Consider the following 22,702-nt stretch of genomic DNA (forward strand, 5'->3'; position numbering starts at 1 on the left):
GTAGTGTCTGGCACTACTTCTGTAGTAGATTGCACTACATCGGTAGTGAGTAGAAGGAGTGAGCCGGATGGACGAGGTGCTGATCGCCGGGGGCGGAATCGGCGGGCTGGCGACGGCGCTGGCCGTGCTGCGGGCCGGGAAGCGGCCGCTGGTGCTGGAGCGGGCGGCGGAGCAGGCCGTAGTGGGGTCGGGGCTTTCGCTGTGGCCCAACGCGATTCGGGCGCTCGACGCGCTCGGGGTCGGGGCGGCGGTGCGGGCGCGGGCCGTTTCCGATGCGTCCGGCGGGATCCGGGATGCCGCCGGGCGGCCGCTGCTGCGGGTGGACGCCGCGGTTCTGCGGGCGCGGTTCGGGGAGCCGATCGTGGTGCACCGGGCCGAGCTCATGGCGATCCTGCGGGACGCGCTGCCCGCCGGGGTCGTGCGCACCGGGGTCGGGGTGACGGCGGCGGACGAGTCCGGGCGGGTGGTCACCACCGAGGGGGAGCGCGCGGCCGAGCTGGTCGTCGGCGCGGACGGGATTCGCAGTGTGGTGCGGCGGGCCGTGGCGGGGGAGGTCGAGCCGCGGTACGCGGGCTACACCGCCTGGCGCACGGTGGTGACGCCTGCCGTGCCGGTCGCCGAGTTCGGCGAGAGCTGGGGGCACGGGCAGCGCTTCGGTTTCGCGCCGCTGGCGGGCGGCCGCGTCTACTGCTTCGCCACCGCGAACGCCCCGGCCGCCGCGAACGCGCCCGGCGCCGCCAACGCACCTGGCGCCGCCAACGCACCTGGCGCCGCGAATGTGGTCGGCGCTACGAATGTGCCCACCCCTGCGCTCGGCGCTGCGCCGGGCACTCCCGAGTCCCGCGGTGACGCCTCCACGCTGCCGGTGGACGGCGAACTCGCCGAACTCGAGCGCCGCTTCGCCGACTGGCACGACCCCATCCCGGCACTCCTCGCCGCCGCCGACCCGGCCGCGGTGCTCCGCCACGACATCTACGACCTCCCCGCACTCCCGCGCTTCACCGCGGGCCGCATCGCCCTGGTCGGCGACGCCGCGCACGCCATGACCCCCGACCTCGGCCAGGGCGCCTGCCAGGCGCTGGAGGACGCGGTCACGCTCGGCGCGCTCCTCGCCGCCGACGGCGACCTGCACCGCTACGACGCCCTGCGCCGCCCCCGCACGCAGCGGATCGCCGCGCGGGCGCGGCACATGGGCCGGGCCGGGCAGCTGTCGGCGGGCCCACTGGTCGCGCTGCGGGACGCGGTCCTGCGGCATACCCCGGCGCGGGCGCAGCTGAATGCCATGGCCTCGATGCTGGAGTGGTCTCCGGAGGAGGCGACAGCGGCTGTAGTGTGACCCAAGTCACTGCATGGGGGTGTCACGCGAGACGCCCCCGCACTGTCTCCTCTGGGACCACACCGGATTCGCCCGCAGGGAGCCCGCCATGACCACCACCCGCACTCCGCACATCGTCGTCCTCGGCGCAGGCTACGCGGGGATGCTCGCCACCATCCGCCTGGCACGGCGTACCAGCAACGGCCGACGGGCGCGGATCACCCTGGTCAACCCCTCGGACCGGTTCACCGAGCGGCTGCGGACGCACCAGGTCGCCGCCGGTCGGGAGCTGCGCCCGCACTCGATTCCGGCGCTGCTCGACCGCACCGGGGTCGAGTTCCGCCGCGGCGCCGCGACCGCCATCGATCCCGACGCCCGGACGGTCACCGTCGACGACGGCACCACCCTCGGCTACGACACCCTGATCTACGCCATCGGCAGCAGCGCGGGCATCGGCGGCGTGCCCGGCGCCGGGGAGTACGCCGCGACCCTCGACCACCCGGACCGGATCGCCGAACGGCTCGCGACGGCACGCACCGTCACCGTCTGCGGCGGCGGCCTCACCGGCGTCGAGACCGCCGCCGAGATCGCCGAGAGCCACCCGGACCTCACCGTCACGCTGCTCGGCCGCGGCGAGCCGGGCGCCATGATGAGCGCGGGCGCCCGCGCCCACCTGAACCGGGCGCTCGACCGGCTCGGCGTGCGGCGCCGGATCGCCACCGTCGCGGAGGTCCTGCCCGACGCGGTGCGGCTCGGAACCGGCGAGTCGCTCGCCTCCGAGCTGACCATCTGGACCACCGGCGTCCAGGTCTCCCCGCTCGCCGCCCGCTCCGGCATCGCCACCGACGCCGCGGGGCTGGTCCGCACCGACGCCACGCTGCGCTCGATCTCGCACCCCGACATCCACGCCATCGGCGACGCCGCCGCCGTGCGGATGGCCTGGGGCGATGTGCACGGCACCTGCCAGACCGGGCTGCCCGCCGCCGCCTACACCGCCGACACCGTCGCCCGGTTGCTGCGCGGCGGAAAGGTCGAGCCGTTCCGGATCGGCTACTTCCATCAGGCGGTCAGCCTCGGCCGCCGCGACGCCGTCATCCAGTTCACCCGGGCCGACGACACCCCGCGCCGCTGGTACCTGACGGGCCGCGCCGCGGTCGCCTACAAGGAGGCGGTGAGCAGCTCGCCGCCATTCGCGTTCCGGCTCAGCCGCAGGCTGCCGGTCACCGTGCGGCTGAGCTCGGGCGGCCGCGCCACCCGGCACCCCGCGGCACCGGAGATCGGCGTCCCCCGATGACCGACCCCTTCGCCGAGCACCGCCCGCTGCTCTTCGCCACCGCCTACCGCATGCTCGGCAGCGTGGCCGACGCCGAGGACATCCTGCAGGACGCGTGGCTGAAATGGCACGCGACCGAGCACGCGACGGTCGACCACCCGAAGGCCTACCTCGTGCGCACCGTCACCAACCTGGCCCTGAACCGGCTCACCGGCGCCCGCGCCACCCGCGAGCAGTACGTGGGCCCGTGGCTGCCGGAGCCGCTGGTGGACGGGGACCCGGTCGCGGCGGCGGGCGAGACGGCGGACAGCGTCTCCACCGCCATGCTGGTGGTGCTGGAATCGCTCGGCCCGGTCGAACGGGTGGTGTTCGTGCTGCGCGAGGTGTTCGGCTACTCGCACGCCGAGATCGCCGGATTCCTGGAGCGCCCGGAGCCCGCGGTGCGGCAGCTGGCACACCGGGCGCGCGCACACGTGCGGGCGCGGCGGCCCCGGTTCGAGACCGACACCGCGGTGCGGGCCGAGGTCACCGATCGGTTCCTCGGCGCCTGCCGCGGCGGTGACCTCGGCGCGCTGATGGCGGTGCTCGCCCCCGACGTCACGCTGTGGAACGACGGCGGCGGCCGGATCACCGCCGCGCGCCGCCCGCTGCACGGCCCCGACCACGTGGCGCGCTGGCTGCTCGGCGTGCTGGCCAAGCCGATGCTGACCGGGATCGAGTTCGGCACGGCGGTGGTGAACGGGGAGCTGAGCGTGATCGGCAGGCTGGGTCCCTTCCCGGTCGGCGTGCTCACCTACGACCTGCGCGACGGGCTCATCGTGAACCTGCGCTTCCAGGTCAATCCGGAGAAGCTGCGCGGGGTCGATCCGCGTACCGGCGAGCCATCGCCGCCGCCGTCTCGGCCATGACCGCGCGCAGCTCGGCGGGCTCGAGCACCTCCGCGTGCGCGCCGAGCGGCAGCAGGCCGTGCGCCATCATCTCGTAGGACTCCGCCGCCACCGTGACCCGCACCCACCCCTCGGCATCGGGCTCGTCCGCCGAGGCGACGGCGTCGGCCACGGCGGCGGGTTCGAAACCGAGCCGAAGCAGCGACAGCCGCGCGGCGTCGATCCGGCAGCGCGCGGTCACCCGGAGCATGGTCCTGGCGAACTCGTCCGCCGCCCGCTCCCAGTGCGCGGCGAGGTCGAAATCGGCGGGCCGGGTGAAGGTCTCGCCGGTATCCGTCGCCGCGGCGATCCGCCCGACCCGGTACGACCGCACCGAACCACCGGCCAGCGCCACCAGGTACCAGGTCCCCGCCTTCAGCACCAACCCCAGCGGCCCGACCCGCCGCCGCACCACCGTGTCCCCGCGCTCGTACCCGATCTCCAGCAGCCGGTCCGCCCACAGTGCCTCGGTGACGACCGCCAGCGCCGGGGTGCGGTCCGGCCGGTGGAACCAGCCCGCGGCGTCCACGTGCACCCGCTCCGCGATCCGGGTGGCCCGCCCGCGCAGCTCCGGCGGCAGCGCGGCGAGCACCTTGAGCTGCGCGGTCGCCAGCACGGTGCCGAGCCCGAGGTCCGCGGCGGCGCCGGGCTGCCCGGCCAGCAACACCGCGTCGGCCTCGTCCGGGTTCAGCCCGGTGATCCGGGTGCGGTAGCCGTCCAGCAACCGGATGCCGCCCGCGCGGCCCGGCTCGGTGTAGACCGGGACGCCGGAGGCGGAGAGCGCGTCCACGTCGCGGTACACCGTCCGCACCGACACCTCCAGCTCCGTGGCCAGCTGGGACGCCGTGCACCGGCCCCTGGTCTGCAGGAGCAGCAGCAGGCGGAGGAGTCGGCTCGCGCGCATCGACCGACACTATCCGGACAACCCTGACAGCAGGTGTCACCATGCGGTCGTACCGTCCCCGCATGACCACCTGGACCCGATTCCTCGACGAAGCCCCGCGCGTCTCCGCCATCTTCACCCGCAGGCACCGCGCCACCGGCAACCTCTGCCTGCTCGGCACGCTGCGCGCCGACGGATCGCCGCGGATCAGCCCGATCGAGCCGCGCGTCTTCGAGGGCATGCTGGTGATCGCCGGTATGCCGAACACCCGCAAGTTCGCCGACCTGATCCGCGACCCCCGGTTCTGCCTGCACACCGCCACCACCGACCCCATGGTCGGCGACGGTGACGCCAAGCTCTTCGGCAGCGTCAGCGACCTGCCGGACCGGGAGCTGCACACCCGCTTCGCGCAGCATCTGTTCGACGAGACCGGCTTCGATATCAGGGGCAAGGAGTTCGACCACTTCTTCGTCGCCGACCGGCTGACCGGCGGCTCCACGGTGGAGCTGGTCGACGGCCACATGGAGATCGCGGTGTGGACGCCGGGCGTGGGGGAGCGGGTCGAGCGGAAGAACTGAGAACTCGTACCACTCCTGCGTACCCTGGAGGTGCGCCCCTGGCGTGAATGAGCTTGCACAGTCGTGCATAATCATCACATGGTTGATTCCTCGAACGGGGCCCTGCGGGTCGCGGTGGCCGGAGCGAGCGGGTACGCGGGCGGTGAGGTCCTGCGGTTGCTGCTGGAACACCCCGAGTACCGACGCGGCCGCCTCGAGATCGGGGCGCTGACCGCGGGTTCGAATGCCGGGGCGCCGCTCGGCTCGCTGCAGCCGCACCTGCATCCGCTGGCCGACCGGGTGCTCACCGCCACCACCGTCGACGAGCTGGCCGGGCACGACGTGGTCTTCCTCGGCCTGCCGCACGGCCAGTCCGCCGCGCTGGCGAACACCCTGCCCGAGTCCACCGTGATCATCGACTGCGGCGCCGACTTCCGGCTGCACGACGCCGCCGCCTGGCAGCGCTGGTACGGCGGCGAGCACGCGGGCACCTGGCCCTACGGCCTGCCCGAGCTCGGCGACAACCGGGAGCAGCTGCGCGGCGCCCGCCGGATCGCGGTGCCCGGCTGCTACCCGACCGTCGCCAGCCTCGCGCTCGCCCCCGCCTTCACCGCCGGGCTCGCCGAGCCGACCGTCACTGTGGTCGCCGTGAGCGGAACCTCCGGCGCCGGAAGGAAACTGGACGTCGGGCTGCTCGGCTCCGAGGTCATGGGCTCGGCCCGCGCCTACGGCATCGCGGGCGCGCACCGGCACACCCCCGAGATCGCGCAGAACCTGAGCGCCGCCGCGGGCACCCCCGTCGCGGTCTCCTTCACCCCGGTGCTGGCCCCGATGCCGCGCGGCATCCTCGCCACCTGCACCGCCCCGACCACCGCCGACCTCGCCGAGGTGCGCGCCGCCTACGAGAAGGCATACGCCGCCGAACCTTTCGTGCACCTGCTGCCCGAGGGCGCGCTGCCGTCGACCGGGGCCGTGCTCGGCTCCAACGCCGTCACCCTGCAGGTGGCGGTGGACGCCGATGCCGGGCTGCTGGTGGTGATCGGCGCGATCGACAACCTGACCAAGGGCACCGCGGGCGCCGCGGTGCAATCCATGAACCTCGCCGTCGGTTTCGACGAGACCGCCGGGCTTCCCACCGTAGGAGTGGCACCGTGACGACGACCGAAGCAGGCAGGCTGGTCCGCACCCAGGGGGTGACCGCGCCGCTCGGCTTCCGCGCCGCCGGGATCGCGGCCGGGATCAAGGTCAGCGGCAGGCCGGACCTGGCGCTTGTCGTCAACGAGGGGCCGGAGTACGCCGCCGCCGGGGTCTTCACCAGGAACCAGGTCAAGGCCGCCCCGGTGCTGTGGTCGCAGCAGGTGCTCGGCACCGGCAGGCTGCGCGCGGTGATCCTGAATTCCGGTGGCGCCAACGCCTGTACCGGCCCGGCCGGGTTCCAGGACACCCACCGCACCGCCGAGGAGCTGGCCGCCGCGCTGAGCAGCTGGGGCACCGAGACCGGCGCGGGCGAGATCGCCGTCTGCTCGACCGGTTTGATCGGCGACCGGCTGCCGATGGACAGGATCGTCCCGGCCATCACCGAGATCGTGCACGAGATGGGCGGCGGGCTCTCCGGCGGCACCGACGCCGCGCACGCCATCATGACCACCGACACGGTGCCGAAAGAGGCCGCCTACCACCACCGTTCGAAGTGGAACGTGGGCGGCATGGCCAAGGGCGCGGGCATGCTCGCCCCCTCGCTCGCCACCATGCTCGTCGTGCTCACCACCGACGCCGCCGTCACCGCCGAGCAACTCGACGAGGCGCTGCGCAAGGCCACCGCGCGCACCTTCGACCGGCTCGACGTGGACGGCTCCTGCTCCACCAACGACACCGTGCTGCTGCTCGGCAACGGCGCCAGCGAGGTCACCCCGTCGCAGGACGAGCTGGACGCCGCCGTGCTCGCCGTCTGCGACGACCTCGCCGCCCAGCTCATGGCCGACGCCGAGGGCATCACCAAGCGGGTGCTGGTCACCGTCACCGGCGCGCGGGACGAGGACGAGGCGCTGGCCGCCGCGCGCACCGTCGCCAGGGACAGCCTGGTCAAGACCGCGCTCTTCGGCTCCGATCCGAACTGGGGCCGCGTGCTCGCCGCCGTCGGCATGGCCCCGGTGACGCTCGACCCCGACCGGATCTCGGTGTCCTTCAACGGAAACCCGGTCTGCGTCGACGGCGTCGGCGCGCCCGGCGCCCGCGAGGTCGACCTCTCCGGCGCCGACATCGAGGTCGTCGTGGACCTGCAGATCGGCGACGGCACCGCCACCATCCGCACCACCGACCTCTCGCACGGCTACGTCGAAGAGAACTCGGCCTACAGCTCGTGACCGGCCTGGCGCACGACCTCAGCGCGCTGGACAAGGCGCACGTGCTGGCCGGGGCGCTGCCCTGGCTGCAGAAGTTCCGGGACAAGGTCGTCGTGGTCAAGTACGGCGGCAATGCCATGGTCGACGACGGGCTGAAGCGCGCCTTCGCCGCCGACATGGCCTTCCTGCGCACCGTCGGCGTGCACCCCGTCGTGGTGCACGGCGGCGGCCCGCAGATCACCGCCATGCTCGGCAAGCTCGGGCTGCAGGGCGAGTTCCGCGGCGGCTTCCGGGTGACGACGCCCGAGGTCATGGACGTGGTGCGGATGGTGCTGTTCGGGCAGGTCGGCCGGGAGCTGGTCGGGCTGATCAACGCGCACGGCCCGTACGCCGTCGGGATCTCCGGCGAGGACGCCGGGCTCTTCACCGCCACCCGCCGCACCGTGCTGGTGGACGGCGAGGCCACCGACATCGGCCTGGTCGGCGACGTCACCGAGGTCAACCCCGACGCCGTCCTCGACCTCATCGACGCGGGCCGCATCCCGGTGGTCTCCACCATCGCCCCCGACATCGACGGCGTCGTGCACAACATCAACGCCGACACCGCCGCCGCCGCGCTCGCCGAGGGCATCGGCGCCGAGAAACTCGTGGTCCTCACCGACGTCGAGGGGCTCTACACCGACTGGCCCGACCGCTCCTCGCTCACCACCGAGATCGGCGCCGCCGCCCTGGCCGCGCTGCTGCCCCGGCTGGACGCGGGCATGGTCCCCAAGATGGAGGCCTGCCTGCGCGCGGTGCGGGGCGGCGTTCCGACCGCACACGTGATCGACGGCCGGATCCCGCACTCGGTGCTGCTGGAACTGTTCACCGGAGAAGGAATCGGCACCATGGTGACCCCCGAGGAGACGATATGAGCTCGGCCGACCTGCAGGGCCGGTGGAACGCCGCCCTGATGAACAACTACGGCACCCCCAAGATCGCGCTCGTGCGCGGCGCGGGCGCCGTCGTCTACGACGCCGACGGCAAGCGCTACCTCGATTTTCTCGGCGGCATCGCGGTCAACAGCCTCGGCCACGCGCACCCCGCGATCCTGGCCGCGGTCACCGAGCAGCTCGGGACGCTCGGACACGTCTCCAACCTGTACGTCAGCGAGCCGGTGATCGAGCTGGCCGAGCGGCTGCTCGCGCAGTTCGGCGAGGGGCGTGCCTTTTTCTGCAACTCCGGAGCCGAGGCCAACGAGGCCGCGTTCAAGATCGCGCGTTTGACCGGGCGGCCGAACATCGTGGCCTGTGAGGAGGCGTTTCACGGCCGGACCATGGGCGCGCTGGCGCTCACCGGCCAGCCCGCCAAGCGAGAACCGTTCGCGCCCATGCCGCCCGGCGTACGGCACATCCCGTACGGCGACGCCGCCGCGCTGGAGGCCGCCGTAGACGAGCACACCGCCGCCGTGGTGCTGGAGCCCATCCTCGGCGAGAGCGGCGTGATCGTCCCGCCCATCGACTACCTCGCCAAGGCCCGCGAGATCACCTCGCGGCACGGCGCCCTGCTGATCCTGGACGAGGTGCAGACCGGCATCGGCCGCACCGGCGCCTTCTACGCGCACCACGCCGCGGGCATCGTGCCGGATGTGATCACCCTGGCCAAGGGTCTCGGCGGCGGCCTCCCGATCGGCGCCGTGCTGGCCCGCGGCACCGCCGCCGAGCTGCTCCAGCCCGGCGCACACGGCACCACCTTCGGCGGCAACCCCGTCTGCGCGGCCGCCGCGCTCGCCGTGCTGCGCACCATCGACGAGGAGGGGCTGCTCGCGCACGTCGAGTCGGTGGGCAAGCGGCTCGTCGACGGCATCGAGCACCCCGAGGTGGATCACGTGCGCGGTGCCGGGCTGCTGCTCGGGATCGGGCTTCGCCGCGGTATCTCCGGCTTCGTCGAGGCGCGTGCCCGCGAGGCCGGCTACCTGGTGAACGCCCCCAAGCCGGACACCATCCGGCTCGCCCCGCCGCTCGTGCTCACCGAAACCCAGGCGGACAGCTTCCTCGCGGACCTGCCCGCGATTCTGGATGCCGCCGCCGCCGACGCCGAGGAGAATGCGTGATGCCGGAATCCATCGAAGGCGGCTCGGTGACGCCGATCGGCGCCGCCGCCTCGGCTGCAGGCACCGGCACCACCTCCGAGGTGGGGGGCGCGCACGCCGCCGGTCCCGCGACCGAGACGGATGCCGTGCCTGCCGCGGGCCTCGCGGCCGAGGCTAGCGCCAGGCCAGCCCCCGGCCTCCGGCACTTTCTCCGCGACGATGACCTCACCCCGGCCGAGCAGGCCGAGATCCTCACGCTGGCAGCCGAACTCAAGGCTGCGCCGTTCTCCCGCAGGCCGCTCGACGGCCCGCGCGGCGTCGGCGTGATCTTCGAGAAGAACTCCACCCGCACGAGGTTCTCCTTCGAGGTCGGCATCGCCCAGCTCGGCGGCCACGCGGTGGTCGTCGACGGCCGCGACACCCAGCTCGGCCGCGAGGAGACCCTCGCCGACACCGGCCGCGTCCTCTCCCGCTACGTCGACGCCGTCGTCTGGCGCACCTTCGCCCAGGCCCGGCTGGAGCAGATGGCCGAGGCCGCCACCGTCCCGATCGTCAACGCCCTCTCCGACGAATTCCACCCCTGCCAGGTCCTCGCCGATCTATTGACCCTCCGCGAACGGCTGGGCTCGCTGTCCGGCCGCACCCTGGCCTATTTCGGCGACGGCGCCAACAACATGGCGCACTCCCTGCTCCTCGGCGGCGTCACCGCCGGGCTGAACGTGGTGATCGCCGCCCCCACCGGCTTCGTCCCCGCCCCCGCGGTCGTCGCCGCAGCCACGAAGCGCGCTGCCGAGACCGGTGCGACCGTGCTCGTCACCGACGACCCGATCGCCGCCGCCACCGGCGCCGACGTCCTCGTCACCGACACCTGGACCAGCATGGGCCAGGAGAACGACGGCCTCGACCGCGTCGGCCCCTTCCGCCCCTTCCAGATCAACGCTTCGCTGCTGGCGCACGCCGACCCGGATGCCGTTGTGCTGCACTGCCTCCCCGCGCACCGCGGCGAGGAGATCACCGACGAGGTGCTCGACGGCCCGCACAGCGCCGTCTGGGACGAAGCCGAGAACCGCCTGCACGCCCAGAAGGCGCTCCTGGTCTGGCTGCTGGAGAAACGCGCGGAGGCACCGCAGTGACCTGCCGGATCGGCACCGCACCCGCCCCCCGACCTCCGAGGCGCCGACGATGAGCGTGCCCCGAAGCCAGTCCGGCCGGGGCCCCGCCATCGCGCGGACCCGCGCCGGACGCCAATCCCGCATCATCGAACTCCTCGCCACCAACCCCGTCCGCAGCCAGGGCGAACTCGCCGCCCTGCTCTCCGCGGAAGGCATCGAGACCACCCAGGCCACGCTCTCCCGCGACCTCGACGAACTCGGGGCCGTGAAGCTCCGCGCCGCCGACGGGGGAGCGGGCGTCTACATCGTCCCCGAGGACGGCAGCCCCGTCCGCGGTGTCACCGGCGGCACCGACCGCCTCTCCAAACTTCTCGGTGACCTGCTCGTCTCGACCGACGCCAGCGGGAATATGGCTGTTCTGCGCACCCCGCCGGGGGCCGCGCACTACCTGGCGAGCGCGCTGGATCGGGCGGCGCTGCCGTGGATTGTCGGGACGATCGCCGGCGACGACACGATCGCGGTGATCGCCAGGGAACCGCTGACCGGAGCCGAGCTGGCGGCGAAGATCGAGGAACTCGCCTGAACTCGCATCATGGCGCAGGCACCACAACCAGGCGGATCACGCCCTGGTGAAGCTCGCCGCAGCCCGCGAGCCTTTCCACCTGGTCGCGGTGCGCGCTCGCAGGTGGGATGCCGACTGGGACATTCCGGTTCTCGACTATGGGCACGCGGTGACCACGGAGGGAATCGACAGCGCCGGCTGGTCGCCGCTTTCAACGCCGCCGATCCGGATCATTCCGACGCGCGCGGCGCTACGGCAAGCCGCGCTGACGGTCGTCTGGCCGCTCGTGATGCTCGAGAGCGAACACATCACCACCCGCGCCATCAACCGCCGGGCCGCCTACGCCGTCAATGGGCGGCTCCTGGTGCAAGAGCCTGCCGGACGGGTAGGAAGTGCCTGTTGCGACGGCGGAGCTGTTGCGGATCGCGCGCAGGGTGCAGAAACGCTGCCTGGCTTTGAATCTGGACCTCGCCGACGCGGTCAACGTCTCTCTGGCCGGGCGAGATGCCATTCCGCGTTCCGCCTGCTGCCCGATGATCTCTGACGTCTGTGAACGAGAATTTGCGAGTCGAGGATCATCGGAGGTCGGCGAGCAGGACATCCATGAGGGACTCCTCGTGGACAACGAGCCCGGTGCGGTGCATGGTCGGTGCGAGTTCGGGATCCCAGGGAGTTGGTGTCTGCTGACCGGTGAGCGGGAGCCGATGCACGCCGGATTCGATGGCGGCGAGGTAGTCGCTGGCCGACATTCGCCACGGCTCGGCGCCGAGGGTATGGAGCCGGGCGGCGATGCCGATACCGGGCCAGTCGAAGTCGCCGTGGTAGCGGATGCGGACACGTTCGGCGAGCGCGATGCCGGCGGCGGACGGATTGCCGCTGAAGCAGACGAGCGGTGCGGGAGCTCCGCTTTCCGCCGCGCGCTGTAGCACCTGGGGATTTTCGCAGGCCGCGACGGTGACCTCCGGAGCGGCCAACGGGATGGGGAAGGCGGTGAGTTCGGCGAGCGTGAGATGGGTGACCAGCCCCAGCTCGGTGCGGGTGCGGAGCATCGCCGACCACTGATCGCGGCCGGGCGGGCGCAGCCCCCAGGTGAGGACGGTGCCGGAGACCGCGTCGACGGTAATGCCCGCGAGCTGCCACAGCGTGCCGCGATCGCGGGGGGTGAGCGGGTCGGGCCGCTCGAAGGCCAGGCTCAGCGCGCGGATCGCCAGGCGGCCGGCGAGCCGGTCGCTGTCCAGCGCGTGCGCGTCACCGGCCACGTCGGTGGCCAGCTCGCCGAGCATCCGAGGTGGCTGCCGCTGGTCCAGCGCTATCGCCACAGCCTTCGCGGCGGTCGCGAATTCGGCGTGCTCGGGAGCGGCGGCGCGCAGCAGCAGCCCGGTGCTGCGCAGCCACTGCTTCCACGCCTCGACCCAGGGCGCCGCCGCCAGCCCGGTGTCCTCGAGCACCCGCTCGACCTCGGCCCACAGCGCGCTCACGGCGTCCCGGCGGGCCAGCCGCTCCGAGGGGCGATCCCGCAGCGGGCCGCCAGTGAGCTCGGTGAGCACGGTGATCAGCCCGGTCCCGGCGGCGCTGTGCCGCAGCGCCGCTTCGAGTTCGGAGATCGAGACGGTGCGCCGGCCGGGGGCTACCCGGCGGGCGAGCAGACCGGAAATCCGCTCCGCCGCATCGGGATCGAGATCCGCCCCGACCGTGCCGGTGATGGCGTGGCCGGTGCGTTCCAGCCGTTCGCGCAGTTTCGCCCAGAACTCGTCCAGGCTCGGTGCGGCGAGGAACTCGCGAGTACGCGGGGGGAGGGTCATCAGCGGCCTACCGTGGTGAGGAAGTGTTTGTTGCGTCCGTCCCAGTGGATGTGGGTGGGGACGACGCAGCTGTCGCCCATCCGGCGGATCTCGTAGATGTCCAGCGCGGGTACCTCGGGGACGGTGCCCCACAGCGCGTGGCCGGTCATCACGAAGTCGATGTCCAACCGGACCAGCAGCCCCATGAGCTCGCCGATCGCCCGCTCGTCGACCTTGGCGAAGGCATCGTCGAGCAGGACGAGGCGCAGTGCGCCGGCGGCATCGGGGAGCCCGGAGAGGTAACCGTCCGCGGCCGCGAAGAGCGTCACGTACGAAACGAAGCGGGTCTCGCCCTGGGAAATCTTGGCGCGCCGCGAGATCTTCCTGGTCTGCCCACGCTCCGGGCCGAGGATGGTGACCTCGACCGCGTGCCAGGAGCGGTAGTCGAGTGCCTCCCGCAGGTGAGCGGCGTACCCGGCGGCGGCGTCGGCGGCCTGCAGCCGCTCCACCCGCGCCCGGACCAGCGCGACCAGCTCCTCGCTGTCGTCGTCCGGACGGAGCTCGTCGGCTTGCCTGACCAGCTCCATGAGCCTGTGCAGCTCGGGGTCGGCGCCGTTCAGTTCCCATCGGAGCCGCACGCCGATGTTGTGACTGGTCCTGGTGTGGGCCAGGCTGGCGTTCATCGCGTCGACCAGCTGCCCGGCCTGCAGCACGCGGCGGCGCAGTTCGTCGGTGACATTGCCGAGGATGAATTCGGTGAAGACCTCGCGTTCCCGGTCGGTCAGCGCTACCCGGCCGCGTTCGACCTTGTCGGTGAGGTGCGCCAGCACCGCGGGGAGGTCGTGGTGGTGCTCGGCGCCCTCGATGTGTACCAGGATCACGCCGGGCCCGTCGGTCTGCGAGATATCGAGCTGACCGGAGGTGTCGGCGCCGAAGCGGGCGAGTGCGTTCCCCAGTTGCGCGTCGGTCGTCACCCTGTGGCCGCGCAGGCGGGCGATGATCGCGTCCGCGGTGCCGACGCAGGCCGCCGCGTCCTGCGGGTCGGGGACCGGGGCGAGCGCCGTATCGGTCGCGGCGGCGGTGAGTCCGGGGAGCCGGAGCCGCGCGTCGAGGAGTTCGGCCGCCCGGCGCAGCGCTGCGGCGCCGTCGCGCACGGCCACCTCCGCGAAACGGTGGTCGGACGTCGCCTGGATCTTCTTCGCGCGGGCCTCGTCGCGGCGCGTGGTCGCCGCACCGAGCTTGACTCGGGTGCGCCCGAGCTCCCCTTCGCTGCGCGCTATTTCCGCGTTCAGCTGCTGTAGCGGGAGCTCGAGCGCTTCCCGGCGTGTCTCCAGCTTGACGGCTTCGCGTTGCCACAGGTCGCGCCCGTGGCCCGCCGTCGCCTCGTCCTGCCTCCGCTGGGTGCGGCTGTCGAGAATCCGCTGGTAGGCGCTGTCCGCCGCGGTACGTTGCCGTTCGGTGTCCCGGCAGCTTCGTTCCAGTGCGGCGCAGGCGGCGCGAGCGGTCTCGCACCCATCGCGCGACCGGACGAGCTCGTCGATTTCGGCGGGGAGACCGAATCCTTCGCACAGTGCGCGGTGCTCGCGCTCGGCCGCGCTCCACGCCGCACGTTGCGCGGTGGCGTCCGCCCGGGCGATGACCGCTTCGGCGCGCAGCCGGGTCGCGTGGCCTTCCTGCGTCCGCGCGTGTTGCCGGGCGGCCACCAGTTTCTGCGAGCGCGGTGCGTTGCGTACCAGGTCGTCCAGTTCATCGCGGCGGCCGCGCAGCTCCAGCTCTTCGGTCTCGAGTTCCTCGATCGCGGCGGCGATCTCGTCCAGTTCGCGCTCGATCTCGAGCAGTTCGGCGCGGCGCGCCGCGGCTCTGGCGGTGGCGCCGATGTGGCGAGCGGCAGGCGGGTGGTGCCTGCCGCTGAGTATGCCATTGCGCCAGCTGCCGTCCCCGGCGATGGCGGTCACCGCCTGCGGATCGTGCCACCCGACCGCGGCCAGGATGTGCTCGACCGCGGTGGTCGCCTCCGGTGCGGCGGGGTCGGGCCGCAGCACCAGGGAGAGCGGGGCGGCGGCGGCCGGCTGCCCCGCCCGCAGCAGGACCTCGCCGTCTTCGGCGTGCAGTTCGCCCTCGGTGGTGCAGTAGGCAGCAGCCCGGCGGCGAGCAGCGCGCCCTCGATTCCCGCGTGCTCGGATTCGGCCGTGTCGTCGCGGAAATCGACAGCCCGCCAGAGCGGAATGCCGCGGCCGGTGGACTGCCACGGCGCCGCCGGTGGTTCGGGGTCCTCGGCGGCCAGCAGCCGCACCCGCCGCTTCCGCAGCGCACGCATGCCGGCGCGGTGCTGCTCGACCTGGAGCGTGATCGCGGCCGAGCGCCCGACGAGCTCGTCCCTGACCGGCTGCGCGAGCTCGGCGGCCAGCGCGTCCAGGCCGGTGAGCTGCGTGTCGTCGGCGTCGCCGCAGAGCGCCTCGGGATCGGCGAGCAGCGCGGCGAGGACGGGGTGCGCGCGGTCCACCTCCGGCAGCAACCGGGTGGTGCCTGGCGCGGCGAGCCAATCGCGCCAGCCGCGGTTGATTTCGACGGCGAGCTGATCCCTGGCCGCGGCGTCGGCCTCGGCCCGCGCGGCCGCGCCGGCGGCGCTGTCCTCCCGGTCCGCGGCGACATCCTCCAGACCCCGGATCCGGCGGTGCTCGCCGTCGAGCCGCCGTGCCTCCTGCACCCGCCGGTCGGTCTTGTCCCGCCGGTCGGCGGCCGCCCGGCGCGACGCCTCCGCGCCTGCCCGCGTCTCGGCGAGATCGCCGGGCACGAGCGTCAGTACCGCCGCCCGCGGGCGGGTGATCGGGATCGGCGCCTGGTCGAGGGAGTCCATGACGGCGTCGATGGTCTGCTCCTCGTCCGTGGATTCCACCCCGATCGAGCCGGGCAGCCTGCCGTGCGGGAGATCGACGGCGGTGAGCGCGGCCACCGCCTCGCGCAGTGCCGCGCCCGCCTCGGCTGCGGCCTCACGTAGCCCAGCGGCGGCGTCGGCGTACCGCTGCGCTGCGGCCGCCTCCGCTTCCCGCGAACGCCGCGCGGTGCCGAGCCCCTGCTCCGCACCGCCGTGTAGCGCGGCCACCGTCGACCTGTATTGCTCCAGGTCTTTCAGGTCGTCGAAGAGCGGACGTTCGCGCAGCGCGGTGATGGCGTCCTTCAACTCGGCCTTGGTCGCGGTCAGCTCGGTCACCTCGACCTCGGCGGCGCTCTCGGCCGCCTCGAATCCATCGCGCGCACCGGCGAATTCATCGCGGGTCCGCCGGGCTTCGAGGAGGCCGGTGGCCGCCGCCCGCAGCGCTGCGGCGCTCTCGGTGAGCACGCCCGCGGCATACCCGCGGTAGACCGCGTGAAAGCGCGTGACCTGCGCCAGGGTTCCGGCCAGCTGCTCCTGCGCCAGCCGGGTCGCGGTGAGCCCGTCCAGCCTTTCGCCCGCCGCTTCCAGGGTCCGCTCGTTCAGCGGTGGCAGCGCGTCGGAGAGGATCTGCGGGAGCTTGCCCTCGTCGATCCGGTTGCCGACATCGGGGGAGCGCAGCGTGTGCAGCAGTTGGATCAGCCCGGTGAACCGGTCCCGGTCACCTTCGCCACGCAACCCGAACACCCGGGCGCGGACCTGCTCCCGATGCTGCTCGGCGTCGGTCAGCGCGTCGGCGCCGATCAGGTCGCGCAGCCGTTCCCTGGAGAGCGCCTGCCGGTCGTCGTCGAGCAGCGGCAGCTCCGTGCCGACCCGGCTGCCGGTGACGAAGAACTGCACGTCCGAGCGGTGTGCCGATGCGCTGTACCTGATGTGCGCGCCGAGCGTGAGATAGCCGCCGGGGCGCGCGAGTTCGAGCCACAGGTAGCCGATCCGGTTGGTCTGGCCGCGGGCGCCGGTGCGCATCAGTTCGTCGAGGCTGACCTTCTGCGACCCGGTCGCGTCCATCCGCCGCCGGTCCGCGTCGAACAGGAACGGCAGCAGCATCTCCAGCGCCCGCGACTTCCCGGAACCGTTCGCGCCGCGCAGGATGAGCCTGCCACCGGTGATGGCGAACTCGGTGTCCAGGTAGTGCCAGACATTGACGACGCCCGCGCGGACGAGCCGCCAGCGCTCCTCGAAGTGTTTGACCGGAGTGGCATTCACGGCGTTTCCTCCCCCTGCACCTCGAGGGTGAGCTGCGTGGTCACGGTGATCCGCGGCCGATACCGGTGGGCGGGCGGCAGTAGTCGCAGCCCGCCGTCGTGCCGTTCGGCGAGGCACAGCGACCGCAGCAGCTCGACGATGTCCTCGCGGAGCCGGTCCGGAGCCTCGCCGTACTCGGCCTTCCAGATCCGCCGGTGCCGCTCGATCAGCGTGCCGAGCACGGTGTCGACGAGATCGAACCGGAAATACTCGCCGTCGCCACGATCAGCGAGCTCGCCGATGAGCAGCAGCGCGGCCTGCTTGACGGTGCCGGGGCCGGGAAAAGCGATATCGCCGAGTGCGTCGGCCGGGTCGTAGGCGAGCGCGCCCTCGGCCCTCACCTCGAGGGTCAGGCCGAAGTTGTCGTTGAGCAGCCGGGCGAGCTCGTTCCGTTCCCTGGAGAGCACGCCGAGCTCCTCCTGGCTCAGATGCTCACGCAGCACCGCCGGGTTCTCCGTGAGCCTGCGCCGCAGCCGCTGGCGGGGCGCCCCGGCATCCGGTGCGAGCACATCGGCCTGGCACACCGCCGGGCCGATCGAACGGATCAGGATGTGCGGCAACAACGGTCTGCACACCGTCAACAGCCCCTCACTGTCCTGGCTGTCACCCCACTGCGCGACGGTGCCGTCGGTTTCGGTCAGCACGCCCCACTCGATCAGCACCCCGAGCGCGGCCACCAGCCGCCGGCGCCCCGGCAGCCCGTCGGAGAGCACGATCCGCTGTTCGGCGGCATCGGCGCGGATCTGGGCGACCAGTTGCGAGATCAGGATCTGCTCCCCGACACCGGGGGCGAGCAATGCCGCGCAGGTCAGCGCGACGAGCGTGTAGGTCGCGGCGTCCAGTGGCGTCCCGCTGCGGCGCGCGAGATTGCGCAGCGGGGCATCGGCTTCCGGCGGTGACTTGGCCAGCCGCGCGAAGCCCGGCTCGACGACGAGCTGGTAGCCGAGCTGGGTGCCGAACATCGCGCGCAGCGCGGCCGCGTGCCGCCGGATCAGCGCGAGCGAATCCGGGGCGCGCGCTGCCGTCACGATCGGCGTCTCCAGCAGGACGCGGGCGGCCTCGCGCACCGCGGCCGCGTCGGACGACCGGGTGCCGAGCGACCGGACCCGGCCGGTGTCGTTGTTCAACGGGCCACCCGCAGAGTCGTGGCGCCGCCCGCCTCCGCCACCGGGCGGACGGACAGCGTGTATCCGTCGACGGTCAGTGTGCCGTCCGGGGATTCCACCCGGGTGCGCCCGCCCGCCACGGCCGTGACCACCAGCCCCAGGTCGTGGTCGACGAGGACGGTGTCGTCCGCGAAATCCGTGTTGAGCGCCAGCAGCCTGGCCAGCAGGTCGAGGAGGACTGTGCGGGCCGCCGCCGAGAGCTTCGCGCCGTCGAGATTCCCGCAGGCGAGCAACTCCGCGGCGGCTTCGCGGTGCCGCTGTGCCTCGTCGCGGGCCGCGGCCTCGATGATCCTGCGATCGGCGCTGGAATCGGGGACCCGTGACACCCGGCCGCGTGACACCCGGTTTCCGCGTTCGCGCAGCGAGACCGGGACATCGATGGGGTCAGCGGCGGCCCACGATGTCGTTGGCGACACCCGCGGGTCGGGTTCGTCGGGACCGAGACCGAGATGTCTGGTCGGCCAGGCGCCGAACGCCGCCGCGAACAACCGGCTCGCCTCGTCGTCGGCGGAGTGCTCGAGCCAGTTCGCCAGGCGCAGCAGGTCGGCGCGGCGCGAGTACCCGGTGCGGGACGAATCGAGAATGCGCTTTGCATTGGCGATCAACTGTCCGAGCGCCTGCCCGGCGGCGTTGCGCAGCTGTCCAGGGCCCGAATCCGTCCCCGAATACCACTGGTGCAGCTGCGTCCAGTCCGTGCGCGACCGGCCGGCCGAACGCTCGACCGCGACCTCGTCGCCGAGGCTCAGCCCCGGCAGTGCGTCGAGGACGGACAGCAGCTCATCGATCCGGGGCAACACCCGGTCGAGCGCACGGGCGATCAGCGGAGCATGCCGGTTGACGTCGGCGTTGATCAGGTCGACGTAGTCCAGAAGCAGTTCCTTGAACCGGGTGTACTCATCGCCGCCCAGATCGAACCGGGAGAGCACGCCGGACAGGTAGGCGTAGAAGTCGGTGACGCTCGCGGTGAACAGCCGCTGGTTGTTGAAGATCGTCGTCACGATGCCGGCCAGGCGCTCGTCCCGCTCCACGCTTGCGGCGGTGTCCAGCAATCCGGGAATCTCCGCCAGCGCATCCGCGATCCGGCCCAGCAGCTCGCGAGCGACCTCGCGCGCGCCATCGGCGGTGGCCATGATCTCCAGCGCGCTCCGGTGCACCCGGCCACCGAGGGTGGACACCTGGTAGCGCGAGCGCGCCCGCAGGTACTCGGCCACCGTGCCGACCCGGGCGTCCCGCAGCGAAGGGATCAAATTCCCCCAGCGGACGAGCTGTTTGCACCGGGCCTCCACGAGTTCGGCAGGCAGCGTGGTTCCCGCAGCTGCCAGCTGCTCGGCTACCGCCGCCGCCGACATGTCGGCGAGCAGCGACGCCGTGAACAGCGACATGATCGCGAGGTAATCGCCGCGCTCCTCCGCTGCCAGATAGCGGAACAGGTCGAGGTTCGCCACCCCGCCCGGTTCCGTCTGCGATTGCGAACCACCCCCGTTGCGCATGTCGACCACGATAGAGCCGGGCACCGACATCGTGCCGGGGTTCGCGGCTCGTCTTGTCGCCGGGCGATGCTCCGCGGTCAGCTCACGGTGGCACTGTCGAACACCACGGGTTGCCGTGCGCGATGAAGGATCGGCTGCTGTTGGCGCGCCGGTGCCGAACTTCGCCATGGCACATCGAATCGGGCGACGCTCCGTGGATCGTCGGCACGATCGCCGGCGACGACACGATCGCGGTCATCGCCGGGGAGCCGCTGACCGGGGCGGAGCTGACGGCGAAGATCGAGGAGCTGGCCTGACCACGACCGGCTGATCGTGTTGACAAGACAAGATCGTGCACGAAAGGGTGAGAGGCGCTGTCACCGCTGATGCAGCGGTGGAAGTTCGGGAGGGGAAGGTTTCATCGGGATGGATTCACATGCTGTTCGGCACCGTCCCATCGTCGTGGAGCACCGATGATGGCGACCCAGGGATTTTTCAACCATTACGACGATCCCGACGAATTCTGGGACGAGGAACCGATCGTCCGGCAGTCGGCTGAACGCCCGCTCCCGCCACCGGCCGATCTGCCGAGCGCGCAGGCCGCGGTCGATCGGCCGATCCCGGGAGAAGCCGAGCCGCCGGCGCGAATCGACGATTACGCGGATACTTCGTCTCGAATCGGATCATCATCGGTCGCAATGGAACTCGACAACGATTTCCTGCCGGTCCACATTCGGCTCGCGCCCGAGTGGACCCGTTCTGCCGCCCACCTGGAGGTCGGAGCGGAACTCGTCGCGGCCTATCGAGGCGCGGTGTCGGAGCGCCTCGACAAGCTGCATGCCGCCCGTCGCATGCCCGCGCCGCAGGAGATCTCGGCCTCGGCGGTGCCCGACCACCGCGTGCGTGTGATGCTGTTGCTCGAGACCGAGACGTGGGACCAGTACAGCGCGCTCACCAGCACGATGGTCGCCACCAACCGATACGAGGCACACGGACGCGCCGTGGCCGGTGGGCGGTACGCGGTCACGATGTCCGCGCACGGCTGGTACTTGGAAACGATCGAGGTGCAGCCCGCCTGGGGAGCAAGCGCGCATCCCGATCGGATCGTCGACGAACTCCTCTTCTGTGCCGGCGATATCCGGTCGCAGCGGCCCCGATACACGGTGCGCGGCGACTACTCCCGCCTCACCGACGCCGACCTCGACGATCATCTGCGCAGTCACCGCCGACAACTCCTGGGGGGATTGGTGAACAACAATGACCGATGAGGTCGGGATCTCACTGAACAAGATGCGATCCGCTGTCACGGAGTGGAACGAAGCGGCCGCGGATCTCCAATCGGGTGTGGACATGGCGTCGAAGCTCGAGATAACCGAGGGCGGCGCGGGGACCTTCGCGGCGGCCCTGGCACAGTACCAGCCCACGCCCGGGTATTTCCGGGACCGTTTGCAGGAGGGGGTCACCGTGCTGCGGGATATCGCCACCGTGCTCGCGTATGCGTGCGATCAGTACGAAGCCGAAGAACTCGCCAGCCAGGCCACGTTCCAGCGGCAGCAGGGGGGCGCATGACCCCCACGGACGTGCTCGACACCAAAGGCGCGCTGGAGCAGCACATCACGTTCATCCGCGCCAAGATGAGCGAGATCGATGACCTGCCCGCGAAGGTCGATACCTACGCCGGGCACATCGTCAAGGCCATCCGGACTCAGGCGAACGTCGGATTCCTCGCGCTCAATGTCGTCTCGGTCGGCCTGGTCGGTTTCGCGGCCGAAGAGCTGGTCGACAAAGTGTGGGAGGAGCGGGACAAGGTCAATGCCGCCGTCCGCGCGACGTCGGCGACCCTGAAGAAGATCGATCCCGACCTCGAGGTTCCGATCAACTTGATCATGGTCGCGAATGAATGGCGCAACTTCAAGGGATACATCCAGGCGGCCGAAGCGGATTTCGATTACACGGCACTCGGTGCGGAGTGGCAGGGTAAGGCCGCCACCCGATATGTCGGAATGCGCGCGCACCAGGCCAAGGCGTTCGCGAACCTGCCGTCGGTCTGCGAGGAGATCGCGGTCAGTCTCGAAAATGTCGCTCGGGCCGAAATGGCACTCTACGGAGAGCTGGCGACAAAATCACAGGAGCTCGTCGAAAAGATCACCGGGATAGTCACGGACTTCACGAAGGCTGTATTCAACTTCCCCTGGGGGCCCGTATCTTCACTCGCTGATCTCGCCACTGCGGCAGCCGCGATCAATACCTTCGTCACCGATGTCGTCAAGTCGATGGGGGACAGCGCAGTCGACAACATGATCGAGGGAAACCGGATCGCGCAGAACACGTCGATCCAGGTCGGGCTGCCGAACAACCAGTGGCCGCCCGCTGTCCAGAAGGAGGTCTACGCCCCGGCGGGATCTTCCGCGCTCGACGATCTGCGTGGCGCCATCGCTGACGGAACCACGCTGGACGGGGACAAATCCGACTGGGAAATCGGCAGTACAACGGTGGCCGCACCATGACACGAGCCTCTGTATCCGTGGCCTTCGCGGCAGTGCTTCTCCTTCTCCCGCTCTTCGGGTGCTCTTCCCCGCCGCCGCCCTCGGCGCCACCTCCGGTAGCGAAACCGGCCGCTATGACGCAAGGGGAGCTGTGTTCTTCGCTGGAAGAGTTGTTCGCCGAAAAACTCTACGCCCGGACACTCCAAACCATCCCGGCGTCCAAGGACGAGTCTGTGGACGTGTCCATCAGCGGGTTGTGCCGAATCGTGCAGGGAAGTAAACCGGCCGGGCACGTGGAGTCCCGTCACGCCCCCCAGGCCGACGACCCCACCGAAGGTGTCCCGGGATTCGAGCGCAGCACCGTCGACGGTGTACCCGTCTGGATCCGGGACCGCACCGCCGACCCGGACAACTCATCCACCCAGGTGCGCTTCGCGACCCGTGTCGACGAATGGAATGTCCGTCTGTACATCGAGAACGAGACGATCACGGCGAGCGGACCATTGCGCCTGACCGACGAAAACAAGCGGGAGGCCGCCCGATTCCTCGTCGACCTGGCCAGGCGGCTGTCCGGTAGCTGAC

22 protein-coding genes are annotated in these 22,702 nt (G+C 71.7%); 16 read left to right on the top strand and 6 right to left on the bottom strand.

Going from position 1 to position 22,702, the window contains the following annotated elements:
* The first annotated feature begins 67 nt into the window (after positions 1-67).
* The 3 genes from ACFUJ1_RS15465 to sigJ all read left to right on the top strand — a co-directional run bounded on the left by ACFUJ1_RS15465 (position 68) and on the right by sigJ (position 3,496).
* Positions 68-1,336 (top strand): FAD-dependent monooxygenase, encoded by a 1,269-nt coding sequence (locus ACFUJ1_RS15465; protein WP_378645964.1) that lies wholly within the window; start codon positions 68-70, stop codon positions 1,334-1,336.
* A gap of 88 nt (positions 1,337-1,424) precedes the next feature.
* A complete protein-coding gene (locus ACFUJ1_RS15470; protein WP_378645966.1) occupies positions 1,425-2,609 on the top strand; it encodes an NAD(P)/FAD-dependent oxidoreductase in 1,185 nt (394 codons plus the stop codon).
* Positions 2,606-3,496: an RNA polymerase sigma factor SigJ gene (gene sigJ / locus ACFUJ1_RS15475; RefSeq protein WP_378645968.1), complete on the top strand. Its 891-nt coding sequence runs from the start codon at positions 2,606-2,608 to the stop codon at positions 3,494-3,496. The genes ACFUJ1_RS15470 and sigJ overlap by 4 nt, the downstream gene beginning before the upstream one ends.
* On the opposite strand, the gene ACFUJ1_RS15480 is transcribed toward sigJ, so the two are convergent.
* A complete protein-coding gene (locus tag ACFUJ1_RS15480; RefSeq protein ID WP_378645970.1) occupies positions 3,426-4,418 on the bottom strand; it encodes a helix-turn-helix transcriptional regulator in 993 nt (330 codons plus the stop codon). The two genes, sigJ and ACFUJ1_RS15480, sit on opposite strands and share 71 nt — an antisense overlap.
* A gap of 62 nt (positions 4,419-4,480) precedes the next feature.
* Between ACFUJ1_RS15480 and ACFUJ1_RS15485 the strand changes: the two genes are divergently transcribed.
* The 8 genes from ACFUJ1_RS15485 to ACFUJ1_RS15520 all read left to right on the top strand — a co-directional run bounded on the left by ACFUJ1_RS15485 (position 4,481) and on the right by ACFUJ1_RS15520 (position 11,585).
* Positions 4,481-4,975 (top strand): pyridoxamine 5'-phosphate oxidase family protein, encoded by a 495-nt coding sequence (locus tag ACFUJ1_RS15485; protein WP_378645972.1) that lies wholly within the window; start codon positions 4,481-4,483, stop codon positions 4,973-4,975.
* Between the two features lie 78 nt (positions 4,976-5,053).
* Entirely contained in the window at positions 5,054-6,109 is a 1,056-nt protein-coding gene (gene argC, locus ACFUJ1_RS15490; RefSeq protein WP_378645974.1) for an N-acetyl-gamma-glutamyl-phosphate reductase, read from the top strand.
* Positions 6,106-7,317, top strand: coding sequence for a bifunctional glutamate N-acetyltransferase/amino-acid acetyltransferase ArgJ (gene argJ / locus ACFUJ1_RS15495; protein WP_378645975.1), 1,212 nt, complete (start codon positions 6,106-6,108; stop codon positions 7,315-7,317). The genes argC and argJ overlap by 4 nt, the downstream gene beginning before the upstream one ends.
* On the top strand, positions 7,314-8,210 hold the full coding sequence (argB, locus tag ACFUJ1_RS15500; RefSeq protein ID WP_378645976.1) for an acetylglutamate kinase: 897 nt from the start codon (positions 7,314-7,316) through the stop codon (positions 8,208-8,210). Before argJ ends, argB begins: the two co-directional genes overlap by 4 nt.
* A complete protein-coding gene (locus ACFUJ1_RS15505; RefSeq protein WP_378645978.1) occupies positions 8,207-9,388 on the top strand; it encodes an acetylornithine transaminase in 1,182 nt (393 codons plus the stop codon). The genes argB and ACFUJ1_RS15505 overlap by 4 nt, the downstream gene beginning before the upstream one ends.
* A complete protein-coding gene (gene argF, locus ACFUJ1_RS15510; protein WP_378645980.1) occupies positions 9,388-10,500 on the top strand; it encodes an ornithine carbamoyltransferase in 1,113 nt (370 codons plus the stop codon). Before ACFUJ1_RS15505 ends, argF begins: the two co-directional genes overlap by 1 nt.
* Positions 10,501-10,549: 49 nt before the next feature.
* Positions 10,550-11,062: an arginine repressor gene (locus ACFUJ1_RS15515; RefSeq protein ID WP_378645982.1), complete on the top strand. Its 513-nt coding sequence runs from the start codon at positions 10,550-10,552 to the stop codon at positions 11,060-11,062.
* A gap of 46 nt (positions 11,063-11,108) precedes the next feature.
* Positions 11,109-11,585 carry a hypothetical protein gene (locus ACFUJ1_RS15520; protein WP_378645984.1) on the top strand — a complete coding sequence of 159 codons (477 nt, stop codon included), beginning with the start codon at positions 11,109-11,111 and terminating at the stop codon, positions 11,583-11,585.
* A gap of 31 nt (positions 11,586-11,616) precedes the next feature.
* Here ACFUJ1_RS15520 and ACFUJ1_RS15525 read toward each other — a convergent pair whose 3' ends face one another.
* Genes ACFUJ1_RS15525 through ACFUJ1_RS15545 form a run of 5 tightly spaced genes read right to left on the bottom strand, consistent with a single transcriptional unit; the run spans position 11,617 to position 19,823 of the window.
* On the bottom strand, positions 11,617-12,843 hold the full coding sequence (locus ACFUJ1_RS15525) for a TIGR02679 family protein (RefSeq protein WP_378645986.1): 1,227 nt from the start codon (positions 12,841-12,843) through the stop codon (positions 11,617-11,619).
* Positions 12,843-14,864, bottom strand: a complete 2,022-nt coding sequence (locus ACFUJ1_RS15530) for an SbcC/MukB-like Walker B domain-containing protein (RefSeq protein WP_378645988.1) — start codon at positions 14,862-14,864, stop codon at positions 12,843-12,845. The genes ACFUJ1_RS15525 and ACFUJ1_RS15530 overlap by 1 nt, the downstream gene beginning before the upstream one ends.
* Positions 14,774-16,960 carry a hypothetical protein gene (locus tag ACFUJ1_RS15535; protein WP_378645990.1) on the bottom strand — a complete coding sequence of 729 codons (2,187 nt, stop codon included), beginning with the start codon at positions 16,958-16,960 and terminating at the stop codon, positions 14,774-14,776. The genes ACFUJ1_RS15530 and ACFUJ1_RS15535 overlap by 91 nt, the downstream gene beginning before the upstream one ends.
* Positions 16,957-18,126, bottom strand: coding sequence for a TIGR02678 family protein (locus ACFUJ1_RS15540; RefSeq protein ID WP_378645992.1), 1,170 nt, complete (start codon positions 18,124-18,126; stop codon positions 16,957-16,959). The genes ACFUJ1_RS15535 and ACFUJ1_RS15540 overlap by 4 nt, the downstream gene beginning before the upstream one ends.
* Positions 18,123-19,823, bottom strand: a complete 1,701-nt coding sequence (locus ACFUJ1_RS15545) for a TIGR02677 family protein (protein ID WP_378645994.1) — start codon at positions 19,821-19,823, stop codon at positions 18,123-18,125. Before ACFUJ1_RS15545 ends, ACFUJ1_RS15540 begins: the two co-directional genes overlap by 4 nt.
* Here ACFUJ1_RS15545 and ACFUJ1_RS15550 point away from each other — a divergent pair.
* The 5 genes from ACFUJ1_RS15550 (at position 19,778) to ACFUJ1_RS15570 (ending at position 22,701) form a co-directional block, all read left to right on the top strand.
* Entirely contained in the window at positions 19,778-19,951 is a 174-nt protein-coding gene (locus ACFUJ1_RS15550) for a hypothetical protein (protein ID WP_378645996.1), read from the top strand. The genes ACFUJ1_RS15545 and ACFUJ1_RS15550 overlap by 46 nt on opposite strands.
* A 156-nt stretch (positions 19,952-20,107) precedes the next feature.
* The gene (locus ACFUJ1_RS15555; RefSeq protein ID WP_378645998.1) at positions 20,108-20,902 is read left to right on the top strand and encodes a hypothetical protein; all 795 of its coding nucleotides are present in this window, start codon (positions 20,108-20,110) and stop codon (positions 20,900-20,902) included.
* Complete coding sequence (locus ACFUJ1_RS15560; protein ID WP_378646000.1) at positions 20,892-21,203, top strand: hypothetical protein; 312 nt, start codon at positions 20,892-20,894, stop codon at positions 21,201-21,203. Before ACFUJ1_RS15555 ends, ACFUJ1_RS15560 begins: the two co-directional genes overlap by 11 nt.
* Positions 21,200-22,141 carry a hypothetical protein gene (locus ACFUJ1_RS15565; protein WP_378646002.1) on the top strand — a complete coding sequence of 314 codons (942 nt, stop codon included), beginning with the start codon at positions 21,200-21,202 and terminating at the stop codon, positions 22,139-22,141. Before ACFUJ1_RS15560 ends, ACFUJ1_RS15565 begins: the two co-directional genes overlap by 4 nt.
* A gap of 113 nt (positions 22,142-22,254) precedes the next feature.
* Entirely contained in the window at positions 22,255-22,701 is a 447-nt protein-coding gene (locus ACFUJ1_RS15570) for a hypothetical protein (protein ID WP_378646004.1), read from the top strand.
* Position 22,702: the final 1 nt, after the last annotated feature.

Origin of the sequence: Nocardia sp. NPDC057227 (assembly GCF_042669725.1) — a bacterium.
Taxonomy (GTDB): Bacteria; Actinomycetota; Actinomycetes; order Mycobacteriales; family Mycobacteriaceae; genus Nocardia; species Nocardia asteroides_A.